We start from the raw sequence: 14216 nt of genomic DNA, 5'->3' as shown, positions 1-14216 counted from the left end.
ATTATGTCAAGAAGAATAGTTTTGGATTTGGCAGTTTCTTTAGATGGATTTATTGAGGGCATAAACGGAGAAACTGACTGGTGTATAATGGATGAAGAAATGAACTTTACTAAATTTTTAAGTAGCGTTGATGCAATCTTATACGGTAGGAAATCTTATGATTTATGGGGAACATATATTCCAGGAAAAGAAAGTTCTGCTATGGAAAGAGAGATTTGGGAATTGGTTCATAGTAAGAAGAAGTATGTGTTTTCAAAAACGCTAACCAAAATAGATAATAACGTAATGATAATAAATGACAATATAGCGGAAGAAGTAAACAAATTAAAGGAAGAACCGGGTAGGGATATTTGGCTATATGGGGGAGCCAGTCTTATAAAAACATTTATGAACTTAAGACTTGTCGATGAGTATAGGCTTTCGGTTCACCCTGTTATTTTAGGAGCAGGCAAACCCTTATTTGTTGATATAAAGCAGAGACAAGAGCTCAAACTAGTTGACACTAGGAGATTCTCTTCAGGTGTTGTTCAGCTTTGTTATCAGCATATTAAGAAATAGATATGAGGCACAACTTGTAAAGGCTCTGAATTTAAAATGCTTTTATTAAATATGAATAATAAATAGAAAATTGCTTGTGGGTGTTTTGCTTCTACAGGCTCTTTATTAAGAGAAACTGCTAATCCACAAAAGGGTAAATCTGCAGGGTGTGGAACACTAGGCCAGGCAAAATTGCTCAATATATAAAAATTGAAGACCAAGACTGGAAATTAACAAATCTTAATCCAGAAAAATGCTTAGAAAAAATGAATAGAGATTTAAGTAATTAATTAGTAGCTTAAAAAGCTGTAGTAGTTATTAATATGGATGTAGAATTGCAGCTGGGGCAAGACATAATTTTAGATGCCTCGGTAGTAATAATATTGTTAGGCTTAATCATTGTATCATATGTTGGCACCAGAAATAGTATTATAAACAGGTATACCGATATGGAATTGTATTGAAGTAAGTGGGGATGTTTTAGGACAGTCTTAAGAGAGTCCTAAAAATTTTTATTTGGATACAAAAAAGATATATTTATATGTTATTATACTCTTGGAGGTGGTAACATGGCATTTAAACTTCTCTTAGTTGAAGATGACCCGGAAATAAGGGAAATAATTATAGATTATTTTATTGACAAAAGTGAAGGAGCTTTAGATATTAATACAGCAGAGACAGGAATTGAAGGTCAATTAAAATCCATGGACAATGGTTATGATTTAGTACTTTTGGATGTTATGCTACCTGAGGTTGATGGATTTACAATATGCAGAGAATTAAGAGTAAACAGCGATGTTCCAATTATATTTATTACTGCAAAGCATAATGAACACGATAGATTGCACGGATATCAGTTAGGATGCGACGATTATGTCACTAAACCATTTTCCTTGGCAGAGCTTTATGCAAAAGTAACTGCTCTTTTGAGACGCTCAAAAGGAATGGTACGGAAAGAGACAATGATGTCAGGTAGTATAACATTAGACCCATATGGCTGCACTGTTTATGTAAACGATAAAGAGGTAATACTTGCCCCTATAGAATTTGCGATATTAAAAATTCTTATGGAAAGCAAAGGTAAAGTTGTAAGTCGTGACAGTCTTATAATCAGAATTTGGGGATATGATTTTGATGGCAATGACAGAGTAGTTGATAACCATATAAAGAAATTACGAAAAGCCTTAGACACATCTTCCACTCAAATTAAAACCATTTTTAAGAAGGGTTATAAATTGGAGGCTATTAATGAAAAAAAATAAGATGAAGCACTCAATTTATATTCGTATATTTAGCACGTTTTTATTAACTTACATGGTGTTGATGATTGGCTTTACAGCATTTTTAGTATCTATGGAAAAGGAAGCTGCAGGAAAAGAATTTGGAAATCGGGCCCAACAGATCAATGATAGGGTGGAGGAAATATTAAATAATAATATTGACAATGACAAACAAATTATTGATTTAGCTGATGTAAAAAAGGAGTTTGTAGAGAAATCACCTGTATATTTGTTAAATGGTGCTGAAACTGCAATATTTACAAGTGATTATGAGCTAATTTACAGTACATATAGTACAAAAGATTATTGGAAATGTATTTATAGAGAGTTTGAAAAAGGGAAACAATCAAAGGACAGAGTTGGGTTATTAAAAATAGATGATTGGTTTAGTGAGGAAGAAATAAAAAAACTTGAAAATTACTTATATGCTAAACCTAAGGCAGAGAATGTTGGAGACCTTGCTGGATATTCAATACATATAGATAGTTTTTGGGTGGATGATGAAATGATTATTCCCCATAGTATATCTGCTTCTCGTATGTATGCTTGTGAGTTTGATGAAGAAGGTAATGTAACCTCAAGAAGCGGAACAATTAGCAAAGGAAATTTCTACTTCAAAGATTATAATAATATTAAGAACTTACCGTATTATGAATTTGGCAGTATTATTCCTGAGTATAACGAAAATTTAAACAGTAAAAATCAAGATGAACTTCGTGAAATGGTTACAGATGAATCAAATTTAATGAATTATTTACAACCAGTGGAAAAATGGTGGTTTCCTAATTACATTAAGCCTGTTGAAAGAGTAAATATATTAACATATCGCTATTACTTGGTAGTGCCTTATCAAAATTCAATTCGGATGTTAGATGATCAAAGTTTATACAGTGAATTTTATACTGCTGTAGGTATTGACATTAACATATGGGAGCGCATTTCTTCTACGCTAATATATGTTTGGATATCATGCTTAATAGTATTTGGTATCGCTTCTCTTATACTTTCTAATCAAACATACAAAACATATTTGAAAAAAGAGAAAATTGAAAAACAGCGAAAAGAAACAACAGATGCCTTAGCTCACGATTTAAAAACACCTTTAAGCATAATTTCTGGTTATGCTCAAAATTTGCAGGAAGATGTTCATACTGAGAAAAGAGAGCATTATGCAAGCAATATTCAAAAAAATGTGGAACGCATGGACAAAATTATACACCAAATGCTTGATATGTCTAAGTTAGAGTCAGATTCTTTCAAAATTGAATTTGATGAAGTATCTTTGAGTGAAATAAGCAGCAAAATTATAAATCGTTACAAAAGTATTTGTGATGAAAAATCTATAACTGTCAGCATTGCGGGAGAGGCAGTTATACAAGCAGACAAAATATTATTAGAGCGTGTTGTTGATAACTTTTTTATTAATGCTATTGAAAATACATTAGAGGGCGGAAAAATAAACATAGAAATAATTGAAGATACATTCGAAGTATATAACAGCGGCAGTCATATACCGGAAGATATTATTAAAGATATTTGGCTTCCTTTCAAAAGAGGGGACAAAGAGCGAGGCAATACAAAGGGCACAGGACTTGGACTTTCAATTGCACGTTCAATTTTAGAATTGCACAAGTTTTCATATGGTGTAAAAAACAAAGAAGATGGTGCAGCCTTCTGGTTTAAATTTAAATAATCTACAGAAACAAGGCTACGGTTCAGTTGTTATTGTATATACTACATGTTAGGCGCTTAAAATAAGAGTTGTCAGTAGAGAGTTGTCAGTAGATGGAACAAAATTGGATAATTTACGTCTTATTTATATATCAATTGTCACAGGAGGAAAAGACATGAAAAAATCAAATATTAAGAAAGTTGCAGTTGTTGGATTATGTTGTACAATTATTTCTACAAGTGCGGTATTTGCTTTAACAGACAAGGTTGATGTAAATAAAGAAATCAGAATACAAATAAATAATGAATGGGTGGATGCACAAAATCCTTTTATTGAAAATGACCGTACAATGATTCCAATAGACGGTATAATAGAAAAATTTGGATTAAGAATCGAAAGTGATTCTGTAACAAATACAGTAAAAATTTATAACGATGATTTTACAATTATTTTAACTATAGGCAATAAAACTGCTAAGGTAATAAAAGCCCTTAATGGAGAAATGACTGAAGAAACTTATAACTTAGATGTATCACCTAAAATAATTAATAATCAAACATTTATTCCTATACGTTTTTTAGCTGAAACATTGGGAGCACAAGTTAGCTGGGATAATACATTACGTGCGGTTATAATTGATGTAGCATCTGATATAACTGTTGAAAGGCCAATTGAATTTGAAGTTGTAGATAATCAATCAATTTTGGATAATGAGTTGCTAAAAAAATTATATGACAATAATCATAAGATAAAAGGCATTTATTCATTGATTGATGGAGATTCGATTTATGTATTAGTATCAGCAGGCGAAAAACCAACAGGAGGATATGGTTTAACTGTAGACAGTATTACAGAAGTTACAAAGGGTACTGCATATATTCATGCAACTTTAACTTCTCCTGCAGAAGGTAGTATGGTAACGCAAGTGTTAACTTATCCCAATACTTTGGTAAAGTTCAATAAGGGTGATATAATTGACATTCTATGGGATTTAACAGATGATGTAGATGAATCTAAAATAGATGAACAAGAAAAAATACAAATAGAAAATTTGGTTAAAGAGTTTGGAGAAAATCTAAAAATGGTTTCTCTGTTGGCACCGGAAGATATAATTAAAGATAGTTTAAAAGAAAGTTATGGGGAATTTGTTTCAACTAAATTACTTGAAAAGTGGCAAAATGATTCTGTTAATGCTCCAGGGCGAGTATCTTCCAGTCCATGGCCTGAATGTATAGATATTTTATCAGTTGAGAAATTATCAGATTCTGAGTATAAAGTAAATGGAAACATAATTGAAATGACAAGTGTTGAAATGACACAAGGAGGAATAGCCGCCAGCAAACCTGTAACTTTAAAAATACAAATGATAGATGGTAAATGGGTTATAGATGATGTAGTATATGGGAATTATATTGATGTTAATTCATCTATATATAATAACAAAGAATATGGATTTTATTTTACATTACCTGAGAGCTGGCAAGGATATAGTATTGTAGAAGATAAATGGGAAGGTGTATCATTAATAGATTCAAAAGAAAACCAATCTGGTTCAATAATTTATATTAGGCATCCTGAGTGGGCTGAAGAAAATCCAAGACAGGATATTCCTGTTATGTTATTTACTCAGGAACAATGGAAGTCACTTAATAATGGAGATTTCAGTGTAGGTGCTGCACCTATTATGCCCAGTAAATTAGGTGAAAATTCAGAATATGTTTTTACATTGCCTGCCAGATATAATTATGAATTTTTAACAGGATTTGAAGAAGTTGAAGACATATTGGAAAATAACCCACTTCAAACATTTGAAGTAAACTAAGTTAGGGAACAATTCAAGTAAATATAAAATCTGTCATTAGAGTTTCTGAAGGTAGGATTTAAATAGCATGCAAACGGGCAAGGTTGTTGACATAATAATCTTGCTCATTAATTTTTTATTGATATTTTCTCACCTGTTGGTTATAATAATATTGAATGTTAAATTAGTCGGAGGGTGATGAAATGAGTTATATAAAGCGAAATATCGAAACCACTATAGAAAAAGCTTCTAAGATGTTTTCAGCCGTTTTAGTAACAGGAGCAAGACAGGTAGGAAAAACAACAGTCTTGAAGCATATCAAAAGGGATACTCCATATCTAACTTTAGACGATCCAATAATACTGCAAAGTGCTCTTGAAGAAACAGGTAACTTTTTCAAAACTATGCCGCCGCCAGTAATTATTGATGAAATTCAGTATGCTCCAAATTTATTTACTTACATTAAAATGATAGCCGATAAAAGTGGTGAAAAGGGACAATTCTATTTGACCGGGTCGCAGCAATTCAAGATGATGAAAAATGTCAGTGAAAGTCTTGCGGGAAGAATAGGTATTATTAATCTATTAGGTTTATCTCTTCGTGAAATTAAAGGTGCAAATTTTAATGAAGCATTCATTCCAACTATAGAGTATATAGATAAAAGAAGACCTACAGTCCAAGAATTAAGCTATAAGGAAATCTGGGAATATATACATAAAGGATTCATGCCAGCCATGTATGCTGATGATTTAGATTGGCAGATGTTTTACGCTTCATATACTAAAACATATATTGAACGTGATGTAAGAGATCTTACACAGGTTGGAGATGAGCTGAAATTTATTAAATTTATGACAGCTATTGCAAGCAGAACTTCCCAAATGCTAAATTTAACATCTGTTGCTAATGAAGTTGGAATAAGCGTGCCGACTGCCGATAGATGGCTTTCGGTTTTAATTTCATCTAATATAGTTTATTTGCTTAAGCCTTATTATAACAACATTATGAAAAGAGCTGTCAAAACCCCTAAGTTATATTTTCTGGATACAGGACTTGCAGCCTATCTTACAAAATGGAATTCGCCGGAAGTAATAGAAGCCGGAGCTATGTCCGGTGCATTTTTTGAAAGTTTTGTAATTGCAGAAATACTTAAATCTTACTATAATGCAGGTATCTTAGAACCATCAATTTATTATTACAGGGATAAGGATGCTAAAGAAATTGATGTTATTATAGAAGAAAATGGCACTCTGTATCCTATAGAAATTAAAAAAACTTCTAATCCCGGAAAAGAACATATTGAAAATTTCTCAGTGCTTGATAAGGTTAAAGGTATAAATGTGGGAACGGGATGTATTATTTGTATGTATGAAAATATAATTCATATTAATGAAAAGAATGTAAGCATGCCCGTTGCTTGGCTATAAGGATACAATCATTTTAAAAAATTATAAATCTACAAAATAAAATGAACAACCACGAAATAAGGAATAGTGATATATTAGATAATGCTTTTTTGTATTAGAAGAAAAATAATTTCTGAGTATACAGAGGAGAACAAAGATGAGTGATCGTTTTGAACATTTTATTAATATTTACGTCTAAATATATTAGTATCATTAGGAATTTGTAATTGTTTAGGAGGAAAAAATATGAAGTTAAAATTTAAGGTCATAATTATCGCTGCAATTTTACTGGTTGTATTGTCATCTAATGTATTTGCTTATAATGTAAACGTTACATTGCCAACATTTGATGTAAGAGTGAACAATATAGAAATAGACAACGAAAATAGAGAGTATCCGCTGATTGTATATAAAGACATTACATATTTTCCTATGACCTTTCATGACAGCCGTTTTTTAGGTTTGGAAACTAAGTGGGACGAAAATACGGGATTGAAAATAAGCAAAAGTGAAAGCAAACATGGATATGTGGATTATAATTCTTCTGCAAATAAATCAAGATATACTGCAACAACTCCGTATTTTAATGTGGAAGTGAATGGAAAATCAATTGATAACAGCAAGGAAGAATATCCGCTTTTAGTATTTAGAAATGTTACATATTTTCCGCTTACATGGAGATTTGCAGTTGATGAATTTGGATGGGATTACAAATTTACTCAAGAAAATGGTCTTGAAATAAGCAATCCAACACATACTGGTCTTAAGGTTACTGAGGTAAAATTACCTGTTGCAGGTAAAAGAGATTTTCATAACGGGGCATTTACTGTTGCCGGTGATTACATTTATTTCGAAGGAGAAAAAGGAATAATTTATCAAACACCAATAGATAATACAAGTATTAAAAAGGCAGTGTACGAACTTCCCATGTGGACTTATGGAGACAGCTATGTTTATCCAAGTCTTGAAACAGACGAAACCAGAAATTTTGGATATGGTATTGCAATGTTGACATACCATGTGGGAGGAGCAACAATGGGAACCGATTATAAAATAATACTTAATGATGATGGTACCAATGAAATTTTTGCTGTTGGTTATTTAAACAGGAAAGTTTTTGGTGATGCATTCGGCAATATCATTGTTGATGTCAGTCACTTCCCACCACCTTTTCCAAACAATCTTTCAATGAAAAGAGAAGGGGAAGAAGAATTCAAAGCTTTAGGAAGTGCTGATTATGTTTACGGTTGGGTTAAAAATGCGGGACAAAGCCGAAGTAATGATTTATATAAAATTGATAATGAAATATATTTATTAGCATATAAGTTTAATGATGAAAAAGCTACGACGGGAATCCACAGAGTAAATATTAATACAGGAGAAACCTTTAGAATATTCGAGGAAGCTGTTCAAAAATTTATGATTGAAAGAGATATGATTTATTTCATGGATTTAGATGGATTTTTATATAAAATTTCTCTTGTTGACGGCAATAAAGCAGAGAAGCTGACAGATTTTGTTGTAAGTGATTTCACAGTTTTAAATAATATAGTTTATTATGTTTCAGTAGAAGAAAAGGGACTTGAATTATTTAAATTAGGAGAGAGTATTTCTGTAAATCCGGGTGGACGTGTTAGGGAATTAGTTAACACTGAAGAAGGATATGTTTACAGCATATTCGAAGACAGTGCTCCTTACAAATTGATTGTATTTACCAAAACAGGATTGCAGATTTTTAAGACGAATGCAAATATAAGATTTGCAAGCATAAATCAAAATAGGTTATTTTATCATAAATAAGGTAAGCTAAAAAGATGCTATTAAATTTATTGACGGCAAGGAGAAAATGACAATTATGTTTATTAGAAAATTATTAAGCTTATTTATTATATTGACAGGATTATTCATTACCGGATGTGAAAATAACAGCTTTTTTGAAGAACCAATCAAGTTGCCTTTTGATATGCCCAATAACCAAGAAAACACTGAAGTCGATTATATTAATAAAGAAGGTATGACTATCAGGGATAGATATCTGCCAATAGAAGGATATATTAGGGCTGAATATGCTGAAGGAACCTTTGCGGAATTTTTGAGGAATCAAAAGCTTAAACCATATGGTGAGAAGGTTTTATATTTTGATGGGAGAGAAAAGTCTTCAAATGGTATTTATGACAGTGCATTTGATGTAGATATAGGAAATAGGGACCTCCATCAATGTGCAGATGCTATTATGCTATTAAGGGCAGAGTACCTGTACTCACAAGGACAATATGATAAAATCAGCTTTAATTTTGTATCAGGATTTAAGGCAGAGTATAAGAAGTGGATTGATGGTTATAGAATAGATGTTCAGGGAAATGATGCCGAATATTATAAAGCTGCAGAACCCTCAAATTCATATGAAGTTTTTAGAAAGTATATGGATATGGTTTTTGCTTACTCCGGAACTCTTTCTTTGGAAAAAGAGTTGAAAAGTGTAAGTGTTGATAACATGAATATAGGGGATGTGTTTATTGTTGGCGGAAATCCCGGCCATGCTGTAATAGTTGTTGATATGGCTGTCAATTCTAACGGTGAGAAGATTTTTTTGTTGGCACAGTCCTACATGCCCGCTCAGCAAACACAATTGCTTATAAATCCAATGGACGAGGATATTAGTCCATGGTATTCATTAAAGGGCAAAGAGAAATTAATTACACCTCAATGGACTTTTGAATTGGATACACTAAAAAGTTGGGATGAAAGAACCTAAAGATATTGATGAGATATTAGGGAAAAGCTTAGATGAATTTAAAAATGATTGAATTAATTATTTAAAAGAAACTGGTGAATTTCCAGCATTGTAGTAAGGTGAGCGGTTTGTAAAAAATTGCAAATTTGTTTGAAAATGATTTTTAGTTGAATTATAATAAAAATAAATAAATAAAAGGAACTACCGAATAAACGGTTAGCTTCCAAGTTAATGGCTAAAACATTTTAACCGTCAAAGTGGCTGCTTTGGCGGTTAACTTTTAAGTAAAAATTTATTTTCACTTGTTGTTAAACAAGGCAATAATCGCTACTACGAGTTTTTTAAATTTTAATAACAATGTTTTGAGGTGATAGAAAGAATCTCATTATGTGAAACAGAAAAATCGTCAATATAGAATGAGAAAGATGGTGCTTTTATGATAAAATATCAGTTATAAAATGCCGTTAAATTTTGTTTAATTATGAAGAAATAGTGTTTAATTCATTAAATTGTGGATATATATTTAGTATAGTATATTTTAAGGAGGCTATATGCGTATTGTTATTATAGGAGCTGTGGCGGCAGGAACTTCAGCTGCTACTGAAATAAGAAGAAACAATAAAGAAGCAGAAATAATAGTTTATGAGAAAGATAAATTTATTTCATATGCAGGTTGCGGAATGCCTTTTTTTATAAGCAATGAAGTAAATGATTTTTCAGATATTGTACCAAGAAATGCAGAGTTTTTCAAAGAAAAGCATAATATTGATATTTATACTGAACATGAGGTAATGTCTGTAAATCCGGGAAATAAAACATTAAGAGTAAAAAATCAATTATCAGGTGAAATCTTTGATGACAGTTATGATAAGTTAATAATATCAACTGGAGCTATGTCAGTAACACCTGATTTGAAAGGCTCAGATAAAGATAATGTATTTTTATTAAGAAATATAAATGATATGAATAATATTAGGAGTTTTATTGAAGAAAAGAAACCCAAATCAGCTGTTATTATTGGAAGTGGATTCATAGGTCTTGAAATGTGCGAAAGTTTTAAGTACTTAGGAATGGATGTTTCGATTATTGCTAGGTCTAAAATTGCAAAAGGCATTGACAATGATATGTCTTTATATATTGAAGAGCATTTAAGAAAAAAAGGAGTTAATGTTTATACAAATACTAAGACCTTGGAAATTAATAATCAAGGAGTTGTTATAAGTGAGGGCAGTATTATCAAAGCTGATATTGTACTTCTTGCAACAGGTATAAAACCAAATGTTGGGCTTGCAAAAAGTATGGGTATTGAACTTGGAGCATCTGGTGCTATTAAGGTTGATAAGTATATGAGGACAAATTTAAATGATATTTACAGCTGTGGTGATTGTATAGAAATGTTTTATACTATTAATGAAACTCCTGTTTACAGGCCTTTGGGTTCTACTGCAAACAAAACCGGTACAATTGCAGGAAGTAATATAGTCGGCAAAAATGATGAATTTAGAGGTATACTTGGTACTGGCATATTTAGAGTTTTCGATATTACAGTGGGGATGACCGGTTTTTCTGAAGAAGAAGCAGTAAAATTAGGATATAATGTGTCAGTTTCAATTGATAAAAGACCAAATAAGCCGAAATATATGGGAGGAAAACCTATTGTAATCAAGGCTGTTTCAGAAAAGGAAACAGGCAGGTTATTAGGTGCCCAGCTAATCGGTTATGAAGGAGTTGATAAAAGATTAGATGTGCTCGTAACTGCCATTACCTTAAAAGCAAGTGCAGAAGATTTAATGCACCTTGATTTAGCTTATTCACCGCCGTATTCAATACCAAGAGATCCTCTTTATTACACAGGAGCAAAACTCAGTGCAAAAAAATAATTCAATTTTTAGTAGGTGTTTATATGAATAAAGTAATTCTATGGACAAGGCAAGATATCAGAAGCCTGAATGACTTGGAAAATAACGGAGTAATAAGAATAACAAGAAAACACTTAGAGGAAAAATTTGATGTTATATCTGACCATATTATTTATTTATACAAATGGTTTGTGAATGAAGCAGAAAAAAAAGCCCCAAAACCGGAAGAAGTAGAGTTTCCTATATGGTGCTCAATTAGTGAGGAATATATGCTAAGACCTACTTTAAATGAAATAGTGTATGTTTTGGAAGTTGATAAATCTGAAATTATATATTTTGATGGTATGAAATGGGATTATGTTTTAAATCATCATTATGTCCCAAAAAACGATAAGGATGCTGAGGAATATGCTAAAGACATGGAAATGAAAGGCTTTAAAAATTCCTATTCATTTATTGATGAAAAAATTGCACACTTTTATCCAGAGGAAAGAAAAAGAGTAATAGATAGTTGGACTAGAGTGTTTGATATTGATAAGTGGGATATTTTCAGAATACAGGCAAATATCTGGGAAATTCGAACTGAAATGATAAAAGACATATTGAGAGTATAAAAAAATTTATTACTATAATGAAATACATGAATTATTATGGTAATATAAATAATAAAAATATAATAATTTATTTGGAGGGAAACAATGAAATTTTTATGGACTACAATACTTGTGAATAATATGGATGATTCTTTGAAATTTTATGAAGAAATAGTGGGCCTTAAATTAGTTGACAGATTTCAAGCAGGGCCTCAAATGGAAATATCATTTTTAGGTGAAGGTGAAACAAAAATTGAGCTTATATACAATGAAAATTTCAAGGATATAAATTCTGGTAATCGTGTAACATTAGGCTTTAAAGTTGAATCATTGGATGAGATGCTTAACTTTATAAAGAAAAAAGATATTAATATAATTACAGGTCCAGTTCAGCCTAACTCAAAAATAAAATATTTTATAATACAGGATCCAAATGGTGTTAAAATTCAATTTGCAGAGCAAATGACTGAGTAACAGAGTAGGCATGAAGGATTGGAACAATGAAAGGATATCTCAGCAATAATAAATAAAGCAAGGCAATGCCTTGCTTTTAAGCGTTCTTATCAATATAAACCAATTTGAACTGTGTTTTAGAAATATTCTTGTAAATACTTTCTACTTCAGAATCATAAAATTCTTCATTTATATTGTTGCATGTGATTTTTGCACATATTCCGCAGCTTGAACTTAATTTTCTTGGAACAGGCTGCAATGTACATGGAATGTTCATACGTTCCATTTTTTTACTGTATTTTATTGCACCAGAATGAGTATAAAAAACAACAGTATAAATCATTTTTGCCCTTTCACTATTGAAATATCTTCTTGAGTATCAATATCAACTGAGTAACCCTGACTTATTAGATACTTTTTAACATTTGTTTTAGAAGTATTATTGTCAACAATTACTTCTATTTCATCGGGGTTTTTTTTCAAACAATTTTTTGTCATTAAAACTGGCTGAGGACAAGAAGTTCCACATGTATCTATTTTCATATTATCACCTCTTAGTTATTTTTTTTAATCATACTTGAGTTTGCAACTGATATAACAAGCAGGAATACAAAACATATAATAACAGCTATTTGACCATTTGGTGTAGTTCCGTTTCCGCTTGAAGCAAGTGAGAAGTTATGGCATACTGCAGCACCAACTAACATACCCATAACAGTTACAGCTGAATCAGAATTACCTTCGCCTGCTAAAATTAATTGTCTTAATGGACATCCTCCTAAAAGTACAGAGCCCCATCCAACTAAAGCCATTCCTAAAAAGTTCCATAAACCATCAGTATGAGCTACAGGCTGTTCTGTAAATCCTAACTTGAAGTTGCTAGTTAACATATTGCCAAAAGCAGCTACAACAATTATTGCAAGAAAACCTAACAATAAATAGTTTTGATTGAACATAACCTTATCTCGCATACCTCCAACCATACATAATCTAGTTTTTTGTGCTAAAATACCTACTATGAGCCCAGCTGCCAAAGCAATATATATTGGAGCATATTGACTTCCGGGTCCTTCCTTGCTGAAAAAAATAAATGCAGGTGCGGCTATTAATAATACTAATAAACCTAAAGAAAATACTGGCATAATATAGCCGTCAAATGTTGATGTCTTATAATTTCTTTTTAAGCTGAAACCTTTATTTAAAAATATAATACCTATTCCTATTCCTGCGGCAAAGCCAAGTAAACCAACTATTGCATTCAAATCTCCTCCGGCAATTCGAAGCACCATTCTTAAGGGACATCCTAAGAATATAAGTGCGCCTATCATAACTGCTATCCCAAGGAAAAATCTTGTTATTGGAGATGAACCTCCCTTCGACTTAAATTCTTTTCCTGCTACAGACATTATAAATGCTCCTAATATTAGTCCAATAATTTCAGGTCTTATGTACTGGACAATTTCTGCTCTGTGAAGGCCTAAAGCTCCTGCAATATCTCTTTCGAAACAGGCAATACAAAATCCCATATTTTTGGGATTTCCCAAAACCACTAACAGTACAGCTATTGCGCCAACAATACCACCGGCAAGTATTATACCTTTTTTACTTTCGAAAAAAGGTACACTTTCTTTAATTTCTTTGATTTTATTATCCATTTTTTCCTCCAATTATATAATTGACCCATTAATTGTATTATATTTCACAAATTTATTTATGTAAAATGAAAAAAAGTTTAGATATATTTTTTTGCATAATAAAAATTCATACATTCAAATTTAACGAAAATAATTATGTAATTAGTAATTTATTTTATAAATTTTGTAATAAGAAGAATTGTGTTAGTGACTTTAATTCTTGAATGTGGTATGATATTTTATAATA

Annotated in this window: 13 protein-coding genes; 10 read left to right on the top strand and 3 right to left on the bottom strand. The window is 31.4% G+C overall.

Translation table 11 applies throughout. The features are described from left to right. The first annotated feature begins 3 nt into the window (after positions 1-3). From U8307_RS02030 to U8307_RS01985, 10 genes are all read left to right on the top strand, one after another. A complete protein-coding gene (locus U8307_RS02030; RefSeq protein ID WP_326909770.1) occupies positions 4-558 on the top strand; it encodes a dihydrofolate reductase family protein in 555 nt (184 codons plus the stop codon). A 548-nt stretch (positions 559-1106) separates the two neighbouring features. After that, positions 1107-1799 carry a response regulator transcription factor gene (locus U8307_RS02025; RefSeq protein ID WP_326909768.1) on the top strand — a complete coding sequence of 231 codons (693 nt, stop codon included), beginning with the start codon at positions 1107-1109 and terminating at the stop codon, positions 1797-1799. Further along, positions 1786-3510, top strand: coding sequence for a sensor histidine kinase (locus tag U8307_RS02020; RefSeq protein WP_326909766.1), 1725 nt, complete (start codon positions 1786-1788; stop codon positions 3508-3510). Before U8307_RS02025 ends, U8307_RS02020 begins: the two co-directional genes overlap by 14 nt. Positions 3511-3664: 154 nt before the next feature. Next, the gene (locus U8307_RS02015) at positions 3665-5311 is read left to right on the top strand and encodes a stalk domain-containing protein (protein ID WP_326909765.1); all 1647 of its coding nucleotides are present in this window, start codon (positions 3665-3667) and stop codon (positions 5309-5311) included. Between the two features lie 182 nt (positions 5312-5493). Next, entirely contained in the window at positions 5494-6717 is a 1224-nt protein-coding gene (locus U8307_RS02010; protein WP_326909763.1) for an ATP-binding protein, read from the top strand. Between the two features lie 225 nt (positions 6718-6942). After that, a complete protein-coding gene (locus U8307_RS02005) occupies positions 6943-8496 on the top strand; it encodes a DUF5050 domain-containing protein (RefSeq protein ID WP_326909762.1) in 1554 nt (517 codons plus the stop codon). 163 nt (positions 8497-8659) lie between these two features. Beyond that, positions 8660-9451: a DUF4846 domain-containing protein gene (locus U8307_RS02000; protein ID WP_326911520.1), complete on the top strand. Its 792-nt coding sequence runs from the start codon at positions 8660-8662 to the stop codon at positions 9449-9451. A gap of 530 nt (positions 9452-9981) precedes the next feature. Further along, complete coding sequence (locus U8307_RS01995; protein WP_326909761.1) at positions 9982-11310, top strand: FAD-dependent oxidoreductase; 1329 nt, start codon at positions 9982-9984, stop codon at positions 11308-11310. Between the two features lie 23 nt (positions 11311-11333). Further along, positions 11334-11903: a DUF3841 domain-containing protein gene (locus U8307_RS01990; protein ID WP_326909760.1), complete on the top strand. Its 570-nt coding sequence runs from the start codon at positions 11334-11336 to the stop codon at positions 11901-11903. A gap of 84 nt (positions 11904-11987) precedes the next feature. Next, positions 11988-12356: a VOC family protein gene (locus U8307_RS01985; protein ID WP_326909759.1), complete on the top strand. Its 369-nt coding sequence runs from the start codon at positions 11988-11990 to the stop codon at positions 12354-12356. A gap of 76 nt (positions 12357-12432) precedes the next feature. Here the strand turns inward: U8307_RS01985 and U8307_RS01980 are convergent, their stop codons facing one another. Genes U8307_RS01980 through yedE form a run of 3 tightly spaced genes read right to left on the bottom strand, consistent with a single transcriptional unit; the run spans position 12433 to position 13990 of the window. Then, positions 12433-12678: a DUF3343 domain-containing protein gene (locus U8307_RS01980; RefSeq protein WP_326909758.1), complete on the bottom strand. Its 246-nt coding sequence runs from the start codon at positions 12676-12678 to the stop codon at positions 12433-12435. Beyond that, positions 12675-12878: a sulfurtransferase TusA family protein gene (locus U8307_RS01975; RefSeq protein WP_326909757.1), complete on the bottom strand. Its 204-nt coding sequence runs from the start codon at positions 12876-12878 to the stop codon at positions 12675-12677. The genes U8307_RS01980 and U8307_RS01975 overlap by 4 nt, the downstream gene beginning before the upstream one ends. An 11-nt stretch (positions 12879-12889) precedes the next feature. After that, positions 12890-13990: a YedE family putative selenium transporter gene (gene yedE / locus U8307_RS01970; protein ID WP_326909755.1), complete on the bottom strand. Its 1101-nt coding sequence runs from the start codon at positions 13988-13990 to the stop codon at positions 12890-12892. Positions 13991-14216: the final 226 nt, after the last annotated feature.

The organism is Sedimentibacter sp. MB31-C6, assembly GCF_035934735.1.
Taxonomy (GTDB): domain Bacteria; phylum Bacillota; class Clostridia; order Tissierellales; family Sedimentibacteraceae; genus Sedimentibacter.
This window is presented reverse-complemented; position numbering and strand designations above follow the sequence as displayed.